The sequence below is a fragment of the Acinetobacter soli genome, from assembly GCF_000760595.1.
GTDB classification, from domain to species: Bacteria; Pseudomonadota; Gammaproteobacteria; order Pseudomonadales; family Moraxellaceae; genus Acinetobacter; species Acinetobacter soli.
On sequence record NZ_BBNM01000018.1, the window covers coordinates 1 to 25,172 of the forward strand.

The 25,172-nt window shown below is 42.8% G+C and carries 23 protein-coding genes; 8 read left to right on the top strand and 15 right to left on the bottom strand.

Going from position 1 to position 25,172, the window contains the following annotated elements; translation table 11 throughout:
• Positions 1 to 357 precede the first annotated feature (357 nt).
• Positions 358 to 1,182, top strand: a complete 825-nt coding sequence (gene pcaU, locus Aso01_RS15255) for an IclR family transcriptional regulator PcaU (RefSeq protein WP_004937819.1) — start codon at positions 358 to 360, stop codon at positions 1,180 to 1,182.
• A gap of 152 nt (positions 1,183 to 1,334) precedes the next feature.
• Here pcaU and Aso01_RS15260 read toward each other — a convergent pair whose 3' ends face one another.
• On the bottom strand, positions 1,335 to 3,137 hold the full coding sequence (locus tag Aso01_RS15260) for an acyl-CoA dehydrogenase C-terminal domain-containing protein (RefSeq protein ID WP_004937820.1): 1,803 nt from the start codon (positions 3,135 to 3,137) through the stop codon (positions 1,335 to 1,337).
• 341 nt (positions 3,138 to 3,478) lie between these two features.
• Between Aso01_RS15260 and Aso01_RS15265 the strand changes: the two genes are divergently transcribed.
• A complete protein-coding gene (locus Aso01_RS15265) occupies positions 3,479 to 3,901 on the top strand; it encodes a PaaI family thioesterase (protein ID WP_004937821.1) in 423 nt (140 codons plus the stop codon).
• 23 nt (positions 3,902 to 3,924) lie between these two features.
• Here the strand turns inward: Aso01_RS15265 and Aso01_RS15270 are convergent, their stop codons facing one another.
• The 7 genes from Aso01_RS15270 to Aso01_RS15300 all read right to left on the bottom strand — a co-directional run bounded on the left by Aso01_RS15270 (position 3,925) and on the right by Aso01_RS15300 (position 11,747).
• A complete protein-coding gene (locus Aso01_RS15270; protein ID WP_004937822.1) occupies positions 3,925 to 5,136 on the bottom strand; it encodes an MFS transporter in 1,212 nt (403 codons plus the stop codon).
• A 20-nt stretch (positions 5,137 to 5,156) separates the two neighbouring features.
• Positions 5,157 to 6,464 carry an outer membrane trimeric porin-like protein DcaP gene (gene dcaP, locus Aso01_RS15275; RefSeq protein WP_004937823.1) on the bottom strand — a complete coding sequence of 436 codons (1,308 nt, stop codon included), beginning with the start codon at positions 6,462 to 6,464 and terminating at the stop codon, positions 5,157 to 5,159.
• A gap of 67 nt (positions 6,465 to 6,531) precedes the next feature.
• On the bottom strand, positions 6,532 to 7,188 hold the full coding sequence (locus Aso01_RS15280; protein WP_004937824.1) for a 3-oxoacid CoA-transferase subunit B: 657 nt from the start codon (positions 7,186 to 7,188) through the stop codon (positions 6,532 to 6,534).
• Positions 7,188 to 7,856 (bottom strand): 3-oxoacid CoA-transferase subunit A, encoded by a 669-nt coding sequence (locus Aso01_RS15285; RefSeq protein ID WP_004937825.1) that lies wholly within the window; start codon positions 7,854 to 7,856, stop codon positions 7,188 to 7,190. The genes Aso01_RS15280 and Aso01_RS15285 overlap by 1 nt, the downstream gene beginning before the upstream one ends.
• Before the next feature lie 41 nt (positions 7,857 to 7,897).
• Positions 7,898 to 9,169: an MFS transporter gene (locus Aso01_RS15290; protein WP_004937826.1), complete on the bottom strand. Its 1,272-nt coding sequence runs from the start codon at positions 9,167 to 9,169 to the stop codon at positions 7,898 to 7,900.
• Between the two features lie 89 nt (positions 9,170 to 9,258).
• Positions 9,259 to 10,536 carry an MFS transporter gene (locus Aso01_RS15295; RefSeq protein ID WP_004937829.1) on the bottom strand — a complete coding sequence of 426 codons (1,278 nt, stop codon included), beginning with the start codon at positions 10,534 to 10,536 and terminating at the stop codon, positions 9,259 to 9,261.
• A 56-nt stretch (positions 10,537 to 10,592) separates the two neighbouring features.
• Complete coding sequence (locus Aso01_RS15300; protein WP_004937831.1) at positions 10,593 to 11,747, bottom strand: acyl-CoA dehydrogenase family protein; 1,155 nt, start codon at positions 11,745 to 11,747, stop codon at positions 10,593 to 10,595.
• A gap of 266 nt (positions 11,748 to 12,013) precedes the next feature.
• On the opposite strand from Aso01_RS15300, the gene Aso01_RS15305 reads away from it, so the two are divergent.
• The 4 genes from Aso01_RS15305 (at position 12,014) to Aso01_RS15320 (ending at position 16,568) form a co-directional block, all read left to right on the top strand.
• Positions 12,014 to 12,802: an enoyl-CoA hydratase gene (locus Aso01_RS15305; RefSeq protein WP_004937834.1), complete on the top strand. Its 789-nt coding sequence runs from the start codon at positions 12,014 to 12,016 to the stop codon at positions 12,800 to 12,802.
• Between the two features lie 55 nt (positions 12,803 to 12,857).
• Positions 12,858 to 14,378: a 3-hydroxyacyl-CoA dehydrogenase gene (locus Aso01_RS15310; RefSeq protein ID WP_004937835.1), complete on the top strand. Its 1,521-nt coding sequence runs from the start codon at positions 12,858 to 12,860 to the stop codon at positions 14,376 to 14,378.
• 15 nt (positions 14,379 to 14,393) lie between these two features.
• Positions 14,394 to 15,602, top strand: coding sequence for a 3-oxoadipyl-CoA thiolase (locus tag Aso01_RS15315; RefSeq protein WP_004937837.1), 1,209 nt, complete (start codon positions 14,394 to 14,396; stop codon positions 15,600 to 15,602).
• Positions 15,603 to 15,722: 120 nt separating this feature from the next.
• The gene (locus Aso01_RS15320) at positions 15,723 to 16,568 is read left to right on the top strand and encodes an IclR family transcriptional regulator (RefSeq protein WP_004937840.1); all 846 of its coding nucleotides are present in this window, start codon (positions 15,723 to 15,725) and stop codon (positions 16,566 to 16,568) included.
• A 47-nt stretch (positions 16,569 to 16,615) separates the two neighbouring features.
• Here the strand turns inward: Aso01_RS15320 and Aso01_RS15325 are convergent, their stop codons facing one another.
• Positions 16,616 to 17,839, bottom strand: a complete 1,224-nt coding sequence (locus Aso01_RS15325) for a CaiB/BaiF CoA transferase family protein (RefSeq protein WP_004937843.1) — start codon at positions 17,837 to 17,839, stop codon at positions 16,616 to 16,618.
• A gap of 157 nt (positions 17,840 to 17,996) precedes the next feature.
• On the opposite strand from Aso01_RS15325, the gene Aso01_RS15330 reads away from it, so the two are divergent.
• On the top strand, positions 17,997 to 19,181 hold the full coding sequence (locus Aso01_RS15330; protein WP_039909941.1) for an MFS transporter: 1,185 nt from the start codon (positions 17,997 to 17,999) through the stop codon (positions 19,179 to 19,181).
• A gap of 32 nt (positions 19,182 to 19,213) precedes the next feature.
• Here Aso01_RS15330 and Aso01_RS15335 read toward each other — a convergent pair whose 3' ends face one another.
• Both Aso01_RS15335 and Aso01_RS15340 read right to left on the bottom strand, forming a co-directional pair.
• Positions 19,214 to 20,059: an IclR family transcriptional regulator gene (locus Aso01_RS15335; RefSeq protein WP_004937849.1), complete on the bottom strand. Its 846-nt coding sequence runs from the start codon at positions 20,057 to 20,059 to the stop codon at positions 19,214 to 19,216.
• A 121-nt stretch (positions 20,060 to 20,180) separates the two neighbouring features.
• Entirely contained in the window at positions 20,181 to 21,398 is a 1,218-nt protein-coding gene (locus tag Aso01_RS15340) for a CaiB/BaiF CoA transferase family protein (protein ID WP_004937852.1), read from the bottom strand.
• 338 nt (positions 21,399 to 21,736) lie between these two features.
• On the opposite strand from Aso01_RS15340, the gene Aso01_RS15345 reads away from it, so the two are divergent.
• The gene (locus Aso01_RS15345; protein WP_039909943.1) at positions 21,737 to 22,969 is read left to right on the top strand and encodes an MFS transporter; all 1,233 of its coding nucleotides are present in this window, start codon (positions 21,737 to 21,739) and stop codon (positions 22,967 to 22,969) included.
• 130 nt (positions 22,970 to 23,099) lie between these two features.
• On the opposite strand, the gene Aso01_RS15350 is transcribed toward Aso01_RS15345, so the two are convergent.
• The 4 genes from Aso01_RS15350 to Aso01_RS15365 are packed head-to-tail and all read right to left on the bottom strand — an operon-like array spanning position 23,100 to position 25,172.
• Complete coding sequence (locus Aso01_RS15350) at positions 23,100 to 23,459, bottom strand: YidH family protein (RefSeq protein WP_004937858.1); 360 nt, start codon at positions 23,457 to 23,459, stop codon at positions 23,100 to 23,102.
• 3 nt (positions 23,460 to 23,462) lie between these two features.
• Positions 23,463 to 24,341 carry an MBL fold metallo-hydrolase gene (locus Aso01_RS15355; RefSeq protein WP_004937859.1) on the bottom strand — a complete coding sequence of 293 codons (879 nt, stop codon included), beginning with the start codon at positions 24,339 to 24,341 and terminating at the stop codon, positions 23,463 to 23,465.
• Positions 24,342 to 24,345: 4 nt separating this feature from the next.
• Positions 24,346 to 24,756: a DUF6691 family protein gene (locus Aso01_RS15360; RefSeq protein WP_004937861.1), complete on the bottom strand. Its 411-nt coding sequence runs from the start codon at positions 24,754 to 24,756 to the stop codon at positions 24,346 to 24,348.
• Positions 24,756 to 25,172, bottom strand: coding sequence for a YeeE/YedE family protein (locus Aso01_RS15365; protein WP_004937862.1), 417 nt, complete (start codon positions 25,170 to 25,172; stop codon positions 24,756 to 24,758). The genes Aso01_RS15360 and Aso01_RS15365 overlap by 1 nt, the downstream gene beginning before the upstream one ends.

A 25,172-nucleotide genomic window follows, 5' to 3' on the forward strand; every position in this document is an offset into this window, starting at 1 on the left:
GGATGGTGGCACCGTCGTGGATCTGGGAGAGCGCTTCCGTTAGGGTCGCTGCACTTTTATCTATCATTAGATAACTCCAATGTGCATCTAGCAAATTTGAAAGGAAGGAAAACAGACATGAAGAAGGAGATGAATGAGAGATATAAATCACTATTCCTTAGTCATTTAGTAGGATTCCCTTGTTTGATCATTTTTTATAATTTTATGGTTGAGCGCTAGAGCAACTCACAAGGTTTTGTTCGATTTGTAAAAATTATGTTCGATGTTCGAACAAAACATCATTTAATTGATCCGTTTTCAGAGTATAGTAAGCATGCAATATGACCTGTATTGTAACGAACATATTTTGAGTGCGTCATGGATAGAAATTCAGTCAGAGAAGAAAATATTCTTCAAAATCCTGCCAATAAAAAAACGATTCGTCATGAAGACTTTGTTGCAGGTATTAGCAAAGGTCTGGCAATACTTGATAGCTTTGGCACAGATCGTCATCGCCTTAATATTACCATGGCAGCCGAACGCACCGGCATGACGCGCGCAGCAGCACGTCGGCATCTACTCACGCTGGAGTATCTTGGTTATCTAGATTCAGATGGTCATTACTTTTATTTAACACCAAAAATTTTAAAATTTTCAGGCTCTTATTTGGGCGGTGCCCAGCTTCCAAAAATTTCGCAACCCCTGCTCAACTTACTGACCACACAAACTTCCTTAATCTACTCCGTGATGGTATTAGATGGATATGAAGCCATTACCATTGCACGTAGCGCAGCGCATCAACAGACAGATCGTGTAAATCCTTACGGATTACATTTGGGCAATCGACTTCCTGCACATGCCACCTCAGCTGGAAAAATTCTGTTGGCCTATCTAGATGATTTCGCACAACAAGAATGGCTAAATCAGTACCCTTTACAGCGTTTAACCAAGTATACCCATACCGATAATGTGATTTTTCTAGATCTGTTATCTGAAATTAAAGAACAGGGTTGGTGTTATTCAAGTGAAGAACATGAACTCGGTGTACATGCACTGGCTGTTCCTATTTATGGGCAGCAATCACGTGTGGTAGCCGCCCTCAATATTGTGTCGCCCACGATGCGAACCACAAAAGAATATCTGATTCAGCATATCTTGCCCCTATTGCAAGAAACAGCACGTGAGTTACGCAATATTTTATAATTCATTTTCCATACATCTTGTTCGATGATCGTATCTGATCATTTTATAAAGAAATACTCAGCCTCATCATGGGCTGAGTATAATAACAGTGAAAATGTCGCGCTTAAAATGTATATCAATAGAATCTGATATCTTCAAGCATCATCTGTTTTTTAAAAAGCAAAGTCCTCTTCACTCAATGCCATTACAGAGGAAGCGCCTGATTTAATTGAAGCGGCATGGCTTTGTGTTCTGGTCAGCAGCTTATCGAAGAAGAAATTCGCAGTCTTAATTTTAGCCGCATAAAAACGAGTATCCTGTGCTGTGTTTTGTTGTTTTTCATGGGCAACTTGTGCCATTTTTGCCCACAGATAAGCAAATACTACATAACCAGAATAATATAAGTAATCAACACTGGCAGCGCCAATTTCTTCAGGATTTTGCTTTGCAACCGTTGTAATCTCTTGAGTAAGATTCAACCACTCTCCTTTTAATGCAATGAGCTTTTCAATATATAGACTCAAGGCTGGATCTGCATGATGCGCTGCAATAAATGTATCGATCAAATTAAGCATATTGTTCAGAAGTTTACCCTTAGACTTTAATACCTTACGCGCAAGTAAGTCGATCGACTGGATTTCAGTGGTTCCCTCATAAAGCGTAGAAATTCTGGCATCGCGTGCAATTTGCTCCATACCATGTTCTACAATAAATCCATGACCACCAAATATTTGAATACCATGTTTGGCCGACTCATTGCCTGTTTCGGTCAAAAATGCCTTGGCAATTGGAGTTAAAAAGGCCAGCAGCTCATCGGAGCGTTGAATTTGGGCAGGATCGTTTGATTTTTCGATAATATCTGCATGCTGTGCTAAAAAATACACAAGTGCACGGCCGCCTTCTGCAAAAGCTTTTTGCGTCATTAGCATATTACGAACAGCGGGATGGACAATAATCGGATCGGCATTTTTTTCGGGAAAATGTGCACCCGTAAGTCCACGCATAGCCATACGATCTTTGGCATAAGCCAAAGCCCCTTGAAAGGCTATTTGTGATGCTGCCAATCCTTGTACAGCCGTTCCAATACGTGCAGTATTCATAAAGGTAAACATACAATTGAGCCCACGATGTGGCGGACCAATTAAGTGGCCTGTTGCTCGATCAAAATGGAGTGCGCAGGTCGCGTTCCCATGAATCCCCATCTTATGCTCGATTGATGTACACAGCACTGCATTTCGATCTGCAATATTTCCCGCCTCATCAAGATTAAATTTTGGCACAATAAAAAGCGAAATGCCTTTGGTCCCAGCAGGTGCATCAGGCAAACGTGCCAGCACAATATGTACAATATTTTCGGTTAAATCGTGCTCTCCAGCAGAAATAAAGATTTTCTCACCAGAAATTGCATAGCTCCCGTCTGCATTGGGTTCTGCTTTTGTACGTATCAAGCCTAAATCTGATCCGGCATGTGACTCGGTGAGGCACATGGTGCCCGTCCATTCGCCTGTAATCAGTTTACTCAGAAATTTTTGTTTTTGTTCAGGTGTACCATGATGCTCAAGCGTACGCATTGCACCATGTGAAAGCCCTTGATACATGGCCCAAGACCAATTCGAGCCACACAACATTTCAGAAATTGCGATTCGAAGCAAGGTTGGCATCCCTTGCCCGCCATATTCGGGATCTGCTGTCAAGGATGGAAAACCCAGCTCGGCATATTTTTGATGCGCCGCTTTAAAGCCTTGTGGCGTGGTCACAACACCTTCATGTAATCGACACCCGTGCTGATCACCAGATTGATTGAGCAGTGCAATTTCATTTTCACAAAAATCTGCGGCTGCCTCTAAATACTGATTGATCACCTCTGTGCTGAGCATATCCTTATAATCATGAAATTGCTGATATGTAGTTTCAACCTCTAGAAGCTCATGTAAAACAAATTGCATATCACGAAGTGGCGCTTGATAAACCGGCATCTCTGTAATCCCTTGCAGTGTTGTAAGTGATGGATAGACACATCCAATCTTGTAACTCTATGAATCAAAAATAACCAATTTAATTTCATAATGCAAAATTAATTTCTGCAAAACAACATGAATTCAATGCTAACTATGCAAATATATAGATTAGAGGAACTTTTATTTTAAAAATAAATGAACAATTACAATATCTTAATAACTTATCAACGTATTAATAAAAATATTAAATAAAAACTGAAAATAAATTTAATTTTTGTTATGCAAAATTATATTTTGAATAATTTGTTTTTATAGTATGTTTAATTCTGTTTTATTCTACCATTTAACAAGGATGTCATATGCAAACGGGTCTTGAGTTTTTAACCGCTTTAAAACAAGGAGAAGTAGATGCCTCCCCAATGGCACACACCTTGCCAATGGAATTGATTGAAGCATCTGAAGGAAAAGTGGTGTATAGAGTGATTCCCAATAAGAGCCACTTAAATGTACAAGGTGGCGTACACGGCGGTTTTTGTGCCACTGCTTTAGATACATCTACGGGTGGCGCAGCACATTCGGTACTCGGCCCAAATACGGGCTACGGCACCATTGATTTAAATGTAAAGATGATCCGTCCTATGCAAATAGATACCGCCTATTATGCGCATGGGGAGCTGATTAATGCGGGACGGAATATCATTACCACCGAGGGTAAAATTGTTGATGATCAAGGTAAGATTTATGCCTTTGCCTCAGCAACCTTTATGATTATCCGACGTTAAGTCAGCGCGATGAAACGCTTTGTTTAGTCGCAATGAGCCGAGCGTTTCATGATATAAAAGTCATAACGATCAATCATAAAACTGAGTATCGCCATACCTAAACCTATACTTGCACAGGCGGTCCAGCCCCAATGTTTCCAAGCATAGACCGCCATGAGTGAGCCCAGTGCAGCACCTGCAAAATACAATGTCATGTAAATCGAGTTAATTCTTGATCTTGCCTGAAGTGAGATCCGATAGACCAGATTTTGATTCAATACGTGTAATGCAGATAATCCAAAATAGGCCAAAATTACACCTGAAGCATAAAGAATCAATGATTTTTGGGCAAAAAATAATGGAAACCATGCTGCTATAAGTAAGATCAAACTGAGCAATGCGGTTAAATTTTCTTGTTTTTTAGCAATTTTTTTACCCGCCCAATGTGTCGCAAATACACCAGCCAGCCCTACCACACCAAATACGCCAATTTGAAAATCATTAAAATAGTAAGGTGCATTGGCCAGTAAAAAAGTCATGGTAGTAAAGATGAGCGCTAAAATTCCAAACCCGATACCGCCTACAATACCACGCCGAATCAAATGTGGCTCATGGGTGGCAAGCGTAAAGAGTGATACATAGATTTGCCAAAGTTTGATCTGCCCGCTTCGATGTGCTTCAGGTAAACGGAACCAAACCACAATTGCAAAAATCAGGATTAATCCACCACTGAGTAAATAGACCGCGTGCCACGACCACAATGTAGAGATCAAGCCTGCAACAGATCGGGCCAATAAAATCCCCATAAACAGGCCACTCATGAGCGTACCCACAATGCGGGGGCTTTGCTGTGTAGAGACCAGCCCAGCAGCAAAAGGAACCAGCACTTGTGTCGATACCGAAAAAAATGTCGACATGAATGTTAAAACATACAATGCACTCAGGTTTGGACTAAATGAAATGCCGATTTGTGAAAATCCAGTGCATAACATTAACAGAACGATATAGCGTCTTTTTTCAAAAAAGTCGCCCAGCGGCACCAGTAAAAACAGCCCCACCGCATATGAGAGCTGCCCAATCACAATCACTAGTGCCGCTTGATCTGGACTGACTCCTAATGCGTGCGCGATAGAATAGATCAACGGCTGATTATAATAGTTTGAGCCTGCACAAATGCCGCATGTCATGGCCAAGATAAATACCAAACCTCGTGACATGTTCAAGGGTTGAGCAGCGGACTGCATGACATTTTGCATTGTATTTAGATCATCCCAAACTAGAATTTGTACATAGAGACAACATTGATTCGTGACACATCGGCGGTACGACCATCAAACACTTTTCGCTGCCCCTGATGATATTCAATACCGAAATCGAGTTGAGTATTCGGACTATAGAATAAGTTTGCTACGTAATCGACAAGCTGCTTATTGGCATCGGGATTTAGTTTTGCATAGGTGGTACGATCGTCATACTTAAATAACGATGCCGACCAGTTGGTGCGCCAATACGGACTAAACTTATAGGTATATCCTAAATTAAAGGCATGCAACTTATTCATGACCAATGCCGTTTTATCCTGATTTAAAGAAAAGTCTCCAGCAGCATTGAGCGTAGATGCATTGGCCAGCCCACTTTGCGCGGTATAAGGCATAAATTTTTGATCGCCCACGATATATTGATAATTGGCTTGAATCGATTGCATAGGTGTAAAGGCATATTTTAAGCCACCACCAGCGCCCCAACTGATTTTTTTAATATTCTCTGTCCCAACATCGACCGATTTTTCATTGATAAAACCTTGTGCCAAAACCAAGAGAGGGCCCTGTTTATAACTATAACGTGTGGTGAAAGACGGCAACGCCGATACACGTGAACCGGTGTATTCCAGTGCCAATTTCAAGTCCTGCTGAGCATCTATTTTCCAGTCATATCGTACTTGTGGCAGGCGGGTGTATGAGGTACCTAAGAACTGCGTATAATCGACAGACTCCGTTCGAGTTTCCATATTCGACATCAAGGACCATGTTTGACCAAAAGTCCAATCTTTATAAGTGAAAAATGCATGTCGGATACGGAATTTACCATCGCCTGTACCCATGGTCGAGCTGTCAAAAAAGTCTGCTTCGACATTACCTAAAATTGTTTTATCGGGATTATTAAAATACACGCCGATTCGACTGGCATTAATACTGGCATCCGAACGTGCGTGATTGGCTCTGGTGCTACTTTCAAAAGGTGTACGATATAGACTACTCGTAGTACGTCCGCCACTGTCTGGTGAAGACTGAAAATCTACAGCGGCATCAAGACGTGCAATTCCATACACCTTCACTTGATCCGTCCAATTGACCCAAGACGGTGGAATTACTTTATCTTTTGGGGCTGTATTTTGAGGTGTACTCACTTGCTGTGCCTGAACACTTTCAACCGATTGATTTTGTTGTTTTTGCTGAGCCAAATCGGCCTTTAAGCGCGCTAACTCCATCTCTAATGTCTGAATTCGTTGTTCTGTAGTACCCGAATTTGCAAAAAGCGCTCCTGAGGCCGTGGTACAAGCCACAGCCAGTAATAGTTTTTTCATCTTTTATCCTTAAAGATTTTATTTTGATTTCAACCTGCGAGATCACCTTGCTGTACTAAGCACATCATCATGCAGCGGCTCTTGCATCAGTTAATTTACATCCGGTCACAGCCTGCAATGCTTCAAATGTTAGTCCGTCGACCATTTCAATGACATGCGCCTGACCTGCTTTTAATTCAATCACACATAGATCGGTGTAAATTCGATCCACACATTGCTGCCCAGTAATCGGATAATGTAGTGTTTCCACAATTTTGGGTTCACCTTTTTTGGTGATGTGTTCCATATATACAAAAATGCTTTTTGCACCAACTGCCAGATCCATTGCGCCGCCCACCGCAGGTAAGTCATCGGCTCGCCCTGTATGCCAATTGGCCAGATCTCCATTGACTGCCACCTGAAACGCTCCAATCACACAAATATCCAGATGGCCGCCCCGCATAATGTCAAACGAATCACCGTGATGCATAAAACATCCACCATCAAGGAGCGTCACCAACTCTTTTCCTGCATTGACCAGATCGGGATCTTCTGCACCTGCCATAGGTGGTGGACCAAATGCCAAGACACCATTTTCCGAGTGCAAGAAAATCTCTTTGTCCTTTGGCAAATATTTCGCCACATGCGTGGGAAGGCCAATTCCTAAATTTACGTAGGCACCATCAGGAATATCCTGTGCAATGAGCGCAGCAATTTCTTCGCGATTTCTTTTTTGAACATGCATTAGATGTCTCCTACTGCAACGACATGTTGAACAAAAATCCCAGGGGTAATGATACATTCAGGATCGAGTGTTCCCAGTTCAACGGTTTGGTTCACTTGTACAATGGTCTGTTTTGCAGCTTTGGCCATAATAGGACCAAAGTTTCGGGCAGCTTTTCGGTAAGTCAGATTTCCCCATCGATCCGCTTTATCTGCATAAATCAGGGCATAGTCCGCTTCTAATGGATATTCAAGTACATAGTTTTTACCATTGATATGACGTGTCTCTTTTCCTTCGGCAATTTTGGTTCCATAGCCGGTTGGGGTAAAAATTGCACCCAAACCAGCGCCAGCAGCTTGAATTCGACAGGCCAAATTACCTTGAGGCACCAGTTCAAGTTCAATTTTCCCTGCACGATATAAATCTGCAAATACTGTCGAGCTGATGGATTTAGGATACGAACTGATTAACTTTTTCACTCGACCGGCCAAAAATAGCTTGGTGAGCCCTCCCGGCCCAGAAGATGCATTATTGTTAATAATGGTCAGATCTTTGGTGCCAATATCAATGAGCGCTTCAATCAAGGCTTCGGGCTGCCCTGTGGTACCAAAGCCACTGGTCATAATGGTTGCACCATCTGGAATCGATTTTAAGACCGACTCTATATTTGTCGTGATTTTATTCACCATAATCATCTATTCCTTGAATGGTTTCGATAAACAAACCGGATTCAATCCGCACGTTGCGGATCGTATAAACGATCCTTAATCAGTAATGTCGGGATGAGGCCACACATAAAATAAGCCACGCCCATGAGTAACAATCCGGCACCGATGGAGTTGTGCATGGCAAGATATCCAATCGCGATCGGTGCAAAAATAGCCCCAATACGTCCGATGTTGAAGGCACCACCCACTGCTGTACCACGAATCGAGGTTGGAAAACTTTCAGTTAAATAGGTCGCATTGATGGCATACGGAATCCCGTAGAGAAAACCAAAGATCAGCATCAGCCAGCCAATGTTCTGAGCAGTATGAAAGTAGACCACAACCGGTATAAACAGGGCTGTTCCAAAGGTGCCAAAAGCAAACACAATGCGTCGACCAATACGATCCGCTACAAAACCGGCCACTACTTTTGCAAACATCATGGTAATAAAGGTACCAATCATGTATACCGCCATCTCTTTAAACTTGATGCCGAGTTCGGCCTCAAGATAAGCAGGCAGCCAGTTACTGACTCCAAAGTAACCAAACAGTAAAAATCCAGAACTAAACGACCAGAGCATCAGCATTCTGCCGTGCTGTTTATCTTTAAAAAGAGCGATATACGGGTTTTTCGATTGAGCATGATTTGTGGGTGCAGCATGCAACTTTAACTCACGTGCACGTTGCCAAGAGGCAGGTTCTGGTACCAGCATCCACATCAAAATAGCCAGTACAATGGGAATGATGGTGATGAAATACAGCATTCGCCAGCCAAACTCTGGAATAATCCAACCCGATAAACCGGTAATAACTAACGAGCCTAGGGTATATCCCGTCATGAGTGTGGCCAGAACTGTGGTGCGATATTTGGTTGGCACCAATTCCGACATTAGGGTATTACAGGCGATATACAGGCACCCCAGCCCCATGCAGGTAATCGTTCTTAAAATTGCGATTTGGGTATAAGACTGCGCAAAACCCGTACATGCAGATAAAATTGCAAATGCGGCAGTGGCAATCACAATAATCCGGACGCGACCAAAACGATCACTGGCCCAACCACCCGCCAATCCACCAATGGCCATGCCTAAAATTGACCAGCTTCCCAGCGCTCCTGCTTGAACACTGGTCAAGCCAAACTCCGCCTTTAAGCTGGTCAATGTAAATGCCAAAATTCCGATGTCGGCACCGTCGCACAATAAAACAAAAAAACAAAAAATAAATGCAGTCATCCAGATGCGCTTAGGCGTTTGAACCACGTCATTTTGTATCGAATCTAAAACTTCCATTTTCATTGATACACCTTTTTTAATTGATCCATTGTTCTCATTATTGTTGCTAAAATCATTTGTAATCTTTTCTACGCATTTAAAATTACGTAGAGTTAATCTGCTTTTTGTGGATTAAACAAACGATCCTTAATAAATAACAAAGGAATGACACCACAAATAAAATACGCAGCAGCCATCACGAGTAGCCCTAAACCAATAGAACCTTGCTGTGATAAATAACCAATGGTAAGTGGAGAAAAAATAGAGAGCACTTTGCCTACGTTATAGGCACCCCCGACGGCAGAGCCACGCATTGAGGTTGGAAAGCTTTCGGTCATGTATGTGGCATTAATTGCATACGGAATGCCATATAAAAACCCAAACATCAACATGAGCCATAAGATATTCATAGGCGTGTTTAAATAAACAATCACCGGAATAAATAGTGCGGTACCAATCGTACCAAAGGCAAAAACAGCGCGTCTGCCCAAACGGTCGGCAATCATACCAGCAATAATTTTGGCAAAGATCATGATCATAAAGGTACCGACCATATACATGGCCATCTCTTTAAATTTAATACCAAGATCAGATTCTAAATAGGCAGGTAACCAGTTACTCACACCATAATAACCAAACTGTAAGGCGCCTGTACTCACCACCCAAAGTAAGAACATGACGCCATGACGACGCTCTTTAAAGATTTCCCGATATGGATTTGTAGATTTTACAGCTGGTTGCTGGGCATGCACACGAGCACGTCGTTCGAATGAGATTTTCCATGATGCTGGCTCAGGCACCATAAAATGCATAAAAAATGATAATACAATAGGTGTAATCGATAACCAGTACAAATAGCGCCAGCCATGATCGGGAATAATATGTCCCGCGAGTAAGGTTGCAAGCAATGAGCCTAAAGTATAGCCGGTCATGAGTGTTGCCAAAACGGTGGTGCGGTGTTTGGTAGGCACCATTTCAGACATCAACACATTACACGCGATATACAGCGCACCAAGCCCCATTGCTCCAAGCACACGTATACATGCAAATTGCATATAAGATTGAGTAAAGCCGAGCGCACAGGTGAGAATCGACGAGTAAGCAACAAAAAAAACAATAATTCTGACTCGTCCAAAACGGTCACATGCCCAACCACCAAACAAGCCGCCTATGGCCGATCCGAGTAAAGTCAAACTGCCTAAAGTGCCGGCCTGTACTCCCGTGAGGTGAAACTCTGCCTTTAAGCTAGTTAAGCTTAGTGCCAGAAATCCAAGATCTGCGCCATCGCACAATAGCGCTAAAAAAGCAAAAACAAACGCGGTAATCCAAATCTTTTTGGGTGTTTCAATCACTGCAACAGGACGATCTTGTGTAATTGTATCCGTTGTCATGTCTATTTCCTCAGACAATTAAATGATGAGGCATCCTCTGCCTCATATACTTTTGTTTAGTGTGTAATATCCTTAATCATGTTTTTGGCAATAATGAGCTGTTGAACCTGAGTTGTGCCTTCGTATAAACGGAATAAACGAACATCTCGATAAAAACGTTCGATTGAATATTCGCTGATATATCCAGCGCCGCCGTGTATCTGTACGCAGCGATCTGCCACACGGCCACACATTTCAGTAGCAAACATCTTGGCACATGAGGCTTCTGTACTGATATTCTGACCATCATCACGACGTCGGGCCGCATCAAGCACCATGCATTTTGCTGCATAAATCTCAGCTTTTGAATCGGCCAGCATGGCTTGAATTAATTGAAAACTGGCAATCGGTTGACCAAATTGTTTGCGTTCTACCGCATAACGCAGTGCATCATCGAGCATGCGCTCGGCAATTCCGACACTATACGCACCAATATGTAAGCGCCCTTTATCGAGTACTTTCATCGCGGTTTTAAAACCAACGCCCTCTACGCCTCCAATTAGTGCTGAAGCCGGAACACGACAATTTTCAAAAATAACATCACAGGTATGTGAGCCTTTCTGGCCCATTTTCTTGTCAATTTTTCCTAACGATATTCCTGGTGTATTGGCCTCAACCAAAAATGCTGAAATTCCTCCTGCCCCCTTGATCTCTGGATTGGTTCGCGCCATCACGGTAAAGGTTGCAGCATGTGGTGCATTTGTGATGTAACGTTTGGTTCCATTGATCACATAAAAGTCACCGTCTTTCACTGCTGTCGTTTTTAAGGATGCTGCATCAGATCCTGCTTCTGGTTCAGTGAGGCAAAACGAACCAATAATCTCACCGCTGGCATATTTGGGCAGGTATTTCTGCTTTTGTTCATCTGTACCATCAATAATTAAGCCACTCGAGCCAATGCCATTATTTGTTCCAATCAGTGAACGAAACGCTGGCGATGTATGTCCCAATTCAAATGCAACATTGACCTCTTCTTCCATGGTAATACCAAGGCCGCCATATTCTTCTGGAATAGTTAATCCGAATAGGCCCATTTCACGCATTTGCTGCACGATATCCTGTGGAATACGGTCATTTTCATCTACTTCGTGCTCTCTGGGAATCAATTCATTGCGGACAAAGTCTCGAATGGTTGAAAGTAACTGCTGCAACATTCCATCATCGCGGATCATGTGTGTTCTCCCTGTCCACCAAATTCACATATCTAAAATAATTTAAACTAATTTCATACTACGAGAACTAAAACCAAATTTACAATACTTTTTAAAAATAAATTTCGTTAAACGAAATTTTTTATCGTAATTTTGAATTTTTGATGCTTTATTTTGTTTATCTTTTAAAAATGATACGCAATTAAGGAAAAAGTGCTTGAAAAAAAATCACAAATACGCATGATATGAGGAACAGTGTTTTGATGTGCGAAATTAAGGATAATAAAATGACAAATCTTCAACAGGAATGTTTCGTAGAAGTCGATTATTCAGTTAAAAACATAGCCGTTGTGAAAATTAATCGACCAGAAGCAAAAAATGCGCTCAATACGCAAATCCGTAAAGATTTGGCTCGAGCATTTAACGATTTAAGCTTTAATGATGATATTCATACGATTGTACTCACTGGTGGAGACTCGGTATTTGCTGCGGGTGCAGATTTAAAAGAAATGGCAAATGCTACCTCTACAGAGATGTTGCTCAGACACACCGAACGTTACTGGAATGCCATTGCGCAGTGTCCAAAACCAATTATTGCAGCAGTGAACGGCTTTGCCTTGGGTGGTGGCTGTGAGCTTGCCATGCATAGTGACATTATCATTGCCGGAAAAAGTGCCAATTTTGGCCAGCCAGAAATTAAAGTGGGACTTATGCCGGGTGCAGGTGGAACGCAGCGCCTGTTTCGTGCGGTCGGTAAATTTCACGCCATGCGCATGATCATGACTGGTGTATTGGTACCTGCCGATGAAGCCTATCGTATTGGGCTGGTATCTCAAGTGACCGAAGATGCAGACACGATTCCAACTGCCATCAAAATGGCGCAAAACCTTGCCGCAATGCCGCCTATCGCGCTACAGCAGATTAAAGAAGTGGCGCTACACAGTGAAGATGTACCTCTCAATGCAGGACTGACATTAGAACGGAAGTCTTTTCAACTGCTTTTTTCAACACAAGATAAATCTGAAGGTATTCAGTCCTTTATGGAAAAACGTAAACCCGTTTATCAAGGCAAATAATTTTTAAACTTGTGCAACGTTTAAGAGAATAATCAAATACCCGAGGAACGACGGTATGACACAGCAAATACAACATATAGGGATTATTGGGGTCGGCATTATGGGCAGTGGAATTGCCCAAATTGCAGCTCAATCAGGACATACCACCTATTTGTATGACACTAAAGATGGCGCAGCCTTACAAGCCAAAAATAAACTGGCTGAAACCCTCAATAAACTGGTCGAAAAAAATAAAATTACGTCTGAACAGGCTCAAAAGGCCATCGACTGCCTGATCGTGACCGAAAGCCTACCTGATCTGAAAGTATGTGATCTGATTATTGAGGCAATTATTGAGCGGCTAGACATCAAACAGGCCTTAATGCAGCAGCTTGAAGAGATTGTGCCAGACAGCACGATTTTAGCTTCTAACACCTCATCCCTGTCTGTGACTGCGATTGCGGCGCAGTGTCGTATTCCAGAACGTGTAATTGGTTATCATTTTTTTAACCCTGTTCCACTTATGAAAGTGGTCGAAGTCATACAAGGTTTAAAAACCGATGCAAAACATGTAGAGACCATGATGCAACTGTCTCATGCATTTGGACATCGGGCAGTCGTGGCAAAAGACACACCGGGCTTTATCGTAAACCATGCCGGCCGTGGCTATGGCACTGAAGCACTGAAAATACTCAATGAATCGGTTACAACGTTCAGCGAAATTGACCGGATATTAAGAGAGGGTGTTGGCTTTAAAATGGGGCCATTTGAGCTACTCGATCTGACCGGATTAGATGTATCGCATCCTGTCATGGAGTCTATTTATCAGCAATATTATCAAGAGCCACGCTATCGTCCAAACCCGCTTACCCAACAACTTCTAGCGGGTAAACAGCTTGGACGTAAGACCGGTCAGGGATTTTATCGTTATGAAGCTGGTAAAAAAACCAATGAAGCCGCCCCCTCACATGTCGCTCGGCTTGAGCAATATCCAGCGGTCTGGGTTGCTGCAGATTACACGGCAGATCATGATGCCCTGATCCATTATTTAAAACAACAGCAGATCACAATGGATAACGGCGCAACACCGCAGCCAGACAGCTTATGTTTATTAGCCTGCTACGGCGAAGATACAACACATACCGCAAAGCGATTAGGACTCGATGCCAAACAATGCGTTGCGATTGATCTACTGTATGGGCTTGAGCGCCATCGAACCTTGATGCCTTCACTAATAACACGACCAGAACTTTGCCAAGCTGCACATTCTATTTTCAACCTTGACGGCGTTGGTGCAAGCACGATTGCAGAAAGTGTTGGCTTTGTTGCGCAGCGCGTACTGGCCATGGTGATTAACTTGGGCTGTGACATGGCTCAGCAAAGTATTGCAACCGTAGATGACATCAATGCAGCAGTACGTTTGGGCTTAGGCTATCCACACGGCCCTATTGAGTGGGGCGAAGTACTAGGCGCCGATAAGATTTTACTGATTCTAACGCGCATCTCGGCACTTACCCTAGACCCACGTTATCGACCTAGTCCATGGCTGCAACGTAGAGTGACATTACAATTACCCCTTACCTATAGCGCATCATAATTCAGGATTTCAGACATGTTAAATGCATATATTTACGACGGATTACGTACACCATTTGGTCGCCATGCAGGTGAATTGGCCTCGATTCGACCAGACGATTTGGCCGCATTGGTCATTCAACGACTCATTGAAAAAACCGGCGTACCGGGTGCAGACATTGAAGATGTTATTTTAGGGGATACCAATCAAGCGGGTGAAGACAGTCGCAATATTGCGCGGCATGCTGCATTACTCGCAGGCTTACCCGTAACGGTACCGGGTCAGACGATCAATCGTCTCTGTGCGAGCGGCCTTGGGGCAGTCATCGATTCGGCACGTGCAATTACCTGTGGTGAAGGCGATTTATACATTGCGGGTGGAGTAGAAAGCATGTCTAGAGCGCCATTTGTGATGGGCAAGGCAGAAAGTGCGTTTAGCCGCGAAGCAAAAATTTATGACACCACCATTGGTACCCGCTTCCCAAATAAAAAAATTACCGCGCAGTTTGGTGGGCACTCTATGCCCGAAACAGGCGACAATGTCGCGGTGGAATACGGTATAGACCGTGCACAGGCCGATCAGTTTGCAGCAGATTCACAGGCAAAATACCAGCAAGCCAAACAAGATGGTTTTTTTACTGACGAAATCACGCCTGTTGAAGTGCCTCAGGGTAAGAAACTGCCACCTAAACTCATCTGCGAAGATGAACACCCTCGCCCAAGCTCAACCGTTGATGCCTTGAGTAAACTTAAGCCTCTTTTTGAAGGTGGTGTAGTGACAGCAGGTAATGCATCAGGGATTAATGATGGTGCAGCGGCACTGCTGATCGGTTCTGAACAGGCGGGTCAAAAATATGGATTAAAGCCTATGGCTAAAATACTTTCTGCGGCAGCAGCAGGTATTGAACCTCGAATTATGGGTGCTGGCCCAATTGAAGCCATCAAAAAAGCAGTACAGCGTGCAGGACTTACGCTAGATGATTTAGATATTATCGAAATTAATGAAGCCTTTGCTTCACAAGTACTCTCATGTTTAAAGGGATTAGGCATTTCGCTTGATGACCCGCGTGTAAACCCAAACGGCGGCGCTATTGCAATTGGGCATCCACTGGGCGCTTCCGGTGCACGTTTAGCTCTTACGGTTGCTAGAGAACTTCAGCGTCGTAATAAACGGTATGCGGTGGTGAGCTTGTGTATTGGTGTAGGACAAGGCTTAGCGATGGTCATTGAAAATGTTTCTGGATAATTGATCTGCCCTACATGTATTCATCAGATCCATTCATTGTATCTTGCGATGAATGGAGATACTTACAATACAAAATGAAATGCTCTATTATCGGTCTTTAGCCTTCTGTTTGAGCATGGAATGTCGCAAAGTACTGAACTTAAAAAAAATGATAAACCACTCAATTTTGATGAAATTCGTTTAGATCCAATTTCCCATATTCATCGAGAAAACAATCCTCAGTTTATTGCGTCTTTGGCACGTGGCCTTGAACTTCTGCGTTGTTTTTCTTTACAGCACCAAGTTCTTGGTAATCTCGAGCTGGCAAAAATGACAGGACTACCCAAACCCACCATTGCCAGAATAACCAATACGCTGGTTTGCTTAGGCTATTTAAAACAAATGCCAGATTCTCCAAAATATATGCTGGATATTGGCGTATTGTCTTTGGGTTATGCCGCGCTCTCGAATTTAACTGTGCGTAGTACTGCACATCGCTATATGGAAGAAATGAGCCAATATGCTCAGGCACCCGTTGCATTGGCAGCGCGTGATCGTCTAAATATGCTCTATCTGGATGTTGTTCAAACCAATAGTAAAATTCGTCGCCCGATTGGTTCCACCTTACCACTTTATAGCAGTTCTATGGGACGAGCTTGCCTTGCTGCGACACCAGAATTTGAACGTAAACGCTTACTTGAGGCGATTCAGAAGAAACATCCTGAAGAGTGGCCACAAATTGAAATGATGCTCAAAAAAGCATTTGATGAGTACGCCCAGTACGGATATTGTTTGTCTCTGGGCGATTGGCAACAAGGCATTAACTCAGTTGCAGTACCCCTCGTCAGTTTAAAGCACGGCATTTATGTATTTAACTGCGGCTCGCCTTCTTATTTGCTCAGCGCAGAAAAATTAGTCGACGAGATCGGACCACGCTTGAAATATATGGTGCACAGTATTCAAGATGCGCTGACGGAAAGCCTGTGATCTTAAACCAAATCGTGATACGCGCTGCCTCACACCTCACTGCGTTATTAACCTTGCTGTACCACACGCTGATCTTTGAGCTGCGCAAGTTCTTGCGGCGAAACAAAACGCTGTAAGATGAGATCAGTGTCTTCACCCAAAAACGGCGGTGCTTTGGTGTATTGCACCGGAGTTTTTGAGAGTTTGATTGGCGAGCCAATCGATACATAGTCTTTCTTAAGCGGATGTTCAATTTGAACAACCATTTCACGAAAACGGACCTGCTCTTCTTCAAGCGTTTGTTGAAGATTATTGATCATGCCAACAGGTACTTGCACAGCATGAATCCGTTCTACCCAGACCTGTGCAGGCTTGCTCATAAAGTGTTGCTGCAAGATCTCCACAAGTACGTCACGATGCGTCACTCTTCCCTTGTTTTGTTTGAATCTTGAATCTACAGCCAGCTCTGGACGCTCAATACTTTCACATAAGGCCTTAAACTGTTGGTCATTGCCACATGCAATAATAAATTCGCCTTGAGAGGCTTTAAATACCTGATACGGTACAATATTTGCGTGCGCATTACCCAAACGGCCCGGTATTTTTTCTGAAGTTAAATAATTCATGGCCAATACAGAAAGTGAAGCCACTTGTGTATCGAGCAAAGCCATATCAATATGCTGCCCCTGACCGGTACTCACACGAGACAATAAAGCAGCCTGAATTGCAATCGCAGCGTATAACCCTGTGGTTAAATCTGCAAAAGCTAAACCTGCTTTTTGAGGGCCGCCACCCGGTAAATCATCGCGCTCCCCCGTCACACTCATCATCCCGCCCAAACCTTGAATAATAAAGTCGTAACCTGGCTCCTGAGCACGTGGGCCTTTTTGACCAAATCCAGTGATTGAGCAGTACACCAGTTTAGGGTTAATTTCTTTTAAACTTTCATAATCCAGCCCGTATTTTTTTAAAGAACCCGCTTTGTAATTTTCGAGTAGAACGTCACTTTCAAGTACCATTTTTTTAATGAGAGCCTGACCTTCAACGCTTGCCATATCAATGGCCACCGAATATTTACCGCGATTTGCAGATAAATAATAGGCTGACTCATTTGAATCTTCACCCTGATCGGTTTTTAAAAACGGTGGTCCCCAGATACGCGTATCGTCGCCTTGAAATGGCTTTTCAATTTTGATGACCTCTGCACCTAAGTCTGCAAGAATCTGGCTACACCAAGGCCCAGCAAGTATACGGCTTAAATCCAGTACCCTAAATCCTGTTAAGGCTCCCATAGCATCCCTCATTCTGTAATATATGCATCTGACACATGATTCATGTTTATATCAAATTAAAGTACCGCATAGCAAAATAATGTTTTATTTAATTGTAAATACAATTTAAATTTATTACTCTTAAATTCTGTAAGCACAGCAATGGCCGTCTGGTTTTATGAGATCTTGTTCATTTTATACGCCTACATTAATACTCATGGCGATTGCAGCGGGAATTTGTTCGGGTAGTAATTATTTTAGCCAACCGCTTATTCATTCCATTGCGCTATCTCTTGCACTTCCAGAAACATCTGTTGCTTGGATTCCCACATGTGCTCAAATCAGCTATGCCATTGGTTTATTGGTGTTGATGCCACTTGGAGATCTGTTAGAAAAGCGTCAATTGGTGGTCATTTTGATGGTGCTTGCCGCCTGTGGACTGCTCATTACCGGAAGCGCAGATCGTTTGGGATGGATGATCGTAGGCACAATTTTAACTGGATTATTTTCAGTTTCTGCTCAGCTACTCCTGCCACTTGCAGCCAGTCTGGTGCCTATTACACAAAGTGGCCGTGTGGTTGGTTTTTTAATTAGCGCACTCATGCTTGGAATTTTATTAGCTCGGTCATTATCTGGTTTGGCCTCTACGCTCTGGCACTGGCAAATCATTTATTTGATCAGCGGAATCGCCTTGCTCATGATTGCATTTATGTTGTATCGCAAGCTCGATGTGTTTCCCGCCACACAGCGACAGGGCTATATGCAAACGCTTGTTTCTATTCCAGTATTATTAAAAAATTCACCCTGCTTGGCCCGACGTGCCGCACTTGGTTTTTTAATTTTTGCGAGTGTGAGTATGGTATTTACAACAATGTCTTTACTACTTGCGCCTGCGCCATATCATTTTTCTGATTTTAGTATCGGACTGTTCGGCTTTGTGGGCATTTTAGGAACTTTGGTTGCAAATCTGGCTGGTCATCATTTAAATGAGCATAATGTCCACTGGATATCCTATATCTCTGCTGGTGGCTTTATTGGGAGCTGGATCCTCTTTTTATTTTTACCTGTCTCTTTTATATTTTATATTTTGGCAACTCTTTTGATTTATGCCTCATTATCGGCGCTTCATGTCACCAATCAAAGTATCGTCTTTCGATTGAATCAGGTGTTGAAATCACGCTTTAACGCAATTTATATGACGGCTTATTTTTTTGGTGGCGCACTCGGCACAGCGGTCGGAAGTTATGCTTGGCGACATTCAGGATGGCATGGCGTATGTTTGATCGGCATTGGTTTTGGAGGTCTGACCTTATGGATTGCCTACCTCGACAGTAAAAGTACTTTACTATCAAAGCAGGCTTAACAGCTTTAGAAATCAGCGTGATAGTAAAAAAATCAGCTAATTTCTGTCTTGATGTTATTGACCATATGCAATAAGCGCGGTGCAATATCTTCTTCGAGTTTCTCTCGCTTCATAATGAAACTTGGCCCACCACAATTAAATACCAGTAATCCATGTTGCTCATGCATGAGTGGCACCGCCACCGAATTAACATCTTTATGCCAGTCGCCTATCGAAAAACAGTAACCAAAATCTTGGTAATCACGAAATGCTTTATCCAGATCACGATTAATTTTAATCCAGTCTTCTTTATGCTTGCTACGAATCGCGTTTAACAGAAAGTCGCGCTCATCTTCAGGCATAGCAGCAAGACAGGCACGCCCCATCGAACTGAGGTGAATGGGTAAATACGTTCCGACCTGACGGCGCATGGTAACATTACCTTTACCTTGCACAACATCCAGATAAATCATGTTGAGTCGATCGCGGGTCGACATGGCCACAGCAGCACCAGCATAATCGGCCAAATCTTTCATATAGGGCTGAGCAATTGAACGGATCGAGACATTGGAAAGCATGGAATAACCAAACGCCAAGACGCCAACAGACAATTGAAATTTGGTCGAATTGGGCACCTGACGAATATACCCCAAACGCGACAAGGTATGTGTCAAGCGAGTAATTGTAGGTTTGGGCAAGCCTGTCATCTGTGACAATTCTTGATTACCTAAATGCGGTTGTTTGGCAGAGAAACAGCGCAATAATTCCAGACCACGCGCCAAAGCCGTGATAAATTGTCGGTCATCTTCATCTTGCATATCTTCGATGGGATGAAGCAATTCATGACGCAGCGGGGCTAATAATTTTTCATTATGTTCAATGTCATTTAAATCTGTCATAAGAATGAGTGCACTCAACTCAATTAATGTTTCGCATTGCGAAAATTATAATCTAATTATTCTGGGAATAGCAAAAGAAGCGACAAATGCCCAGCCTCTTTTATTCAATAATTCAAGCTAACTATTCAATCACGCCTTGCTGCGATAATTTTTGAAGCTCATCTGAAGATAAAAAACGCCCAAGTACTGTTTTAGTATGCTGCCCCAAAGTGGGTGGCGCAAGTTTGTACTCAACTGGTGTTCTCGACATTTTAATAGGTGAACCCACAATGGTGAGCTCATCTCGCTGAGGATGCTCCATCTTGATCAGCATATTTCGCTCTCGTACCTGTGGCTCTTCAAAAGCCTGCTTCAAATCATTAATTAGCCCAACGGGAACATGCGCAGCATGAATTTTTCTCACCCATTCATCGGCCTTTTTGGTTTTAAAATGATGCGCTAACTCTGAAATAATTTGCTCTCGATGTGCGATCCGGTCGGCATTACGTTTAAAACGTGGATCTCGTGCCAGATCTGAACGATCAATCGCGGTGCATAAGTTGATAAACTGTGAATCGTTACCACAGGCTATAATAAAATCCCGATCAGACGCCTGAAAGACTTGATACGGCACAATATTGGCATGCGCATTGCCATAGCGAACTGGAATTTGATCCGATGCCAGATAATTCATGCCTTGATTGGCAAGTGTTGCGATTTGCACATCGAGCAAAGCCATATCGATATATTGGCCAAGTCCGGACGTATATCGATCTATGATCGCGGCTTGAATGGCAATGGCCGCATATAGGCCCGTGGTAATGTCTGAAAATGCAATCCCAAGTTTTTGCGGGCCGCCACCGGGTAAATCGTCTCTCTCACCTGTAACAGACATCAGACCGCCCATACCCTGAATGATAAAATCATAACCCGGCTCTTGTGCACGTGGGCCAGTTTGACCAAAACCGGTGATTGAGCAGTAAATCAGCTGAGGATTTATTTCTGCCAAAGTTTGATAATCTAAACCATATTTTTTCAGTGAACCCGCTTTATAGTTTTCAATCAAAACATCAGATTCTTTTGCAAGTTTGCGAACAAGCTCTTGCCCTTCAGGCGTAGAAATATCAATGGCAACCGAAAGTTTATTGCGGTTGGTCGACTGATAGTAAGCAGCCTCTTGAGTATTTTGGCCTGTGTTGTCTTTCATCCAGGGTGGCCCCCAAGCACGCGTATCATCGCCTTTTTTTGGCCGCTCAACCTTGATGACCTCGGCGCCCAAATCTGCAAGTACTTGGCCACACCACGGGCCAGCCAAAACACGAGTTAAATCTAAAACACGGATTCCTTGAAGTGCACCCATTCTTATTTCCATTATTATGGCGTATTAAAAGTTAAACACTAGCAAAATATTTCGCATAGCGATATGAAAACTCAATAATACAGATATTTAATGAAACATCAAATTGATTTAAAAACTGAATAAAAGATTAAACTTTCCAACACAAAAGATTTGTAAGCAAAAACATTATCTTATATAAGAAAATATTATACCGCATAGCGATATTTAATTTTATTTTAATTGAAAATATAATTTTCTTGTTTTACTATCCAGAAAATTCATCGATTTCATCTCGCACTATCATCAGTGCTAACGAGATATATCGGTTGTTGTGCTTAAGGAACAGAGCAGTGAAAAATATGAAAAATAAGGTCAATCTCAGCCCTCATACATGGAAAATCGCATTCTTTTTTGCTTTTCTTGCCCTTTTAGTCGATGGCGCCGATCTGATGTTGCTGTCATACAGCCTTAATAGCATCAAGGCTGAATTCCAATTAAGTTCTGTTCAAGCAGGTATGCTCGGTAGCTTTACCCTTGCGGGAATGGCAATTGGTGGAATTTTTGGCGGTTGGGCCTGTGATCAATTCGGGCGAGTTCGGATTGTTGTGATTTCGATTTTGCTGTTTTCAGTGCTGACTTGTGGATTAGGACTCACACAAAATTTCATACAATTTAGTATCTTAAGATTTTTTGCATCATTGGGTTTAGGCTCACTTTATATTGCCTGTAATACTCTCATGGCCGAGTATGTGCCAACTCGCTACCGTACAACTGTTCTAGGTACACTTCAAGCGGGCTGGACGGTTGGATATATTGTGGCAACTCTACTTGCAGGCTGGATTATCCCGGATCATGGCTGGAGAATGCTATTTTACGTTGCGATCGTGCCGGTACTTATTGCAGTATTGATGCATTTTTTAGTTCCCGAACCACAAGCTTGGTATCATTCTCGCAACGATCTAAATGGGCAAAATACCAACACGCAAGAAAGTGCGTTAAAACGCATTTTTGCAGACCCACGAAACCGTAAGATGTTTATTTTGTGGGCTTTAACTGCGGGTTTCTTGCAATTTGGCTATTATGGCGTAAATAACTGGATGCCTTCTTACCTTGAAAGTGAGTTAGGCATGAAGTTTAAGCAAATGACTGCCTACATGGTCGGAACATACAGTGCAATGATCTTAGGTAAAATTCTTGCAGGTTTTATGGCAGATAAACTTGGACGGCGTTTTACCTATGCCTTTGGTGCCATTGGAACTGCAATCTTTCTTCCACTCATTGTGTTTTACAACTCCCCAGATAATATTCTTTTCCTTTTGATTGCGTTTGGCTTCTTATATGGCATTCCTTACGGCGTGAATGCCACCTATATGACGGAAAGCTTCCCTACCCATATTCGCGGTAGCGCTACAGGTGGCGCATACAATGTGGGTCGTTTGGGTGCGGCAATTGCACCTGCGACGATTGGCTTTTTAGCCTCGGGCGGCTCCATCGGCTTAGGCTTTTTAGTCATGGGCGCTGCCTATTTGATTTGCGGTGTAATTCCAGCATTATTGATTAAGGAAAAACAATACGATCCGCAGCAATCATAATGTCTAATATTGCCCTTGGGCACATCAGATACAGGCCAGCTTTAGGTGGCCCGTATAATAAGCGTGTTATTAAGCGCTTCAATATTATTTTTTAGGTAACAGTAGTCCTCTCGAGGGCTACTGTTAAAAACTACATCCAAAATGAAATAATCAGCATAATTGCACCTAAAATGGTGAAATAGCTTAATACACTGGCAAGATTGGTTTTGTACCCAGGTATCATTTCGAGCGGTGTAAGAGAACGTAGTGCTATTCGATACTGCTGGATCGAAAGAATACTGACCACAACGCCCATCACGATCACGATCACGCCTAACCAGCGATTGAAAATAATTTTGTCGTGATAACGCACTGGATCAATCAAATGTACCAAAAGTGTCGATTTTTCAATTAAAAAACCAAAAGCAATCAGGGCAAGACTGCTTCGGTTCCATGCCAGTAAAGTACGTTCAAGCGCGAGTAAAACGCGCGGATCTTCAAGATTAGACATAATTTAGACTTTAAAGTAATTCAAAGGAAGTTTGAGGTAACGCTGACCATTGGCTTCCGGTTCTGGAAATTTCCCCGCATTCATATTGATCTGAATCGCCGGTAAAATAAGTTTGGGCATTGCCAATGTTGCATCACGCGCCTGACGCATTTCGACAAAATCAAATTTAGATGTACCTTCATGTATATGCACATTGTGAACCTTTTGCGTACGCACATCAGTTTCGTACACATAGTCTTTTCGGCTCTCTGGCAAATAGTCGTGACACAAAAACATCCGTGTGGATTCAGGCAATTGATATAAGCGTTGTACCGAGTCGAATAACTGGCTTGCACTGCCTTTAGGAAAATCACAGCGCGCGGTGCCGTAGTCTGGCATAAACAGGGTATCTCCTACAAACACAGCATCGCCAATCACATAACTTAAACAAGCGGGCGTATGCCCTGGCGTTGGAATATTGTAAGCCTGTAAATTACCAATTTGAAACTGTTCACCGTCCTTAAACAAATAATCAAAAGTATGCTTTGCTTTGAATGCTTCTGCATTTAGATGATAGATGTGGCTAAAGGTGTCTTGTACCGTACTAATTTTTTCACTCATGGCCACTCGGCCACCCAACTGCTCTTTTAAATATTGCGAAGCCGTTAAATGGTCAGCGTGTACATGTGTCTCAAGAATCCAAGCAATACTAAGGCGATGTTGATTGACATACTCAACAATCTGATCGGCATGTACGGTCGATGTAGTTGCAGATGCAGCATCATAATCCAGCACGCTATCTATGATGGCACTGATTTTGGTGTCTGGATCAGTCACTACATAGCTGAAAGTCTTGGTTGACTCATCAAAAAATGCAGTTACTTGCGGCTTCATAAGAGACATGGGCTTATACTCCAAACCATTTACGATGAATATACATGCCAATCAGCATGGCAACCACAAAATACACAACCTGAAAGTGCCCAAGCCCAATCAATGTCAATGCAGGTGCAGGACATACACCTGCGATCCCCCAGCCCACACCAAACAAGATCGCACCACTAATGAGTTTTTTATCTATTTGCTGATTTGAAGGCAAATCAATTTTTTCACCTAACCAAGTTTTTGGGTGTCTGATGGCGCGCTGAAACGGCAGAAATGCGACCACAATAGCACCCAGCATAACAAAGGCAAGGCTGATATCCCAATTTCCAAATAAGTCTAAAAAAGACAAAACTTTAGCAGGGTTCGACATACCAGAGATTAACAGACCCAAAGCAAATAAAGCACCAAAAGCAAATGCAAGGAGATTTTTCATTAGAATCCTCCAATGATATGACGTAATACATAAACCGTGATAAAACCGGTCAGCATAAAGGTAAACGTTGCCATGATTGAGCGTAATGACAATCGACTTAAGCCACATATGCCATGTCCACTGGTACACCCTGATCCTAAACGTGTACCAAATCCCACCAGTAAACCCGCAATAATCAGTATCAAAGGATGACTATTAAGCTGAATTTCTGGTTGCCAGAATAGCCCGACTACAAATGAGGTGAGAATGAGTCCAGACAAAAACCAAAATGCAGGTGACTTTGTTGGCAAGCCCGAACCGAATTGTTGTGCAATCAGGCCACTAATGCCGGCAATGCGTCCATGAACATATAGATATCCAACAGCAGCAAGCCCCAGAAGCGTACCTCCAAAAAAAGCCAACAGAACTTCGTGCAT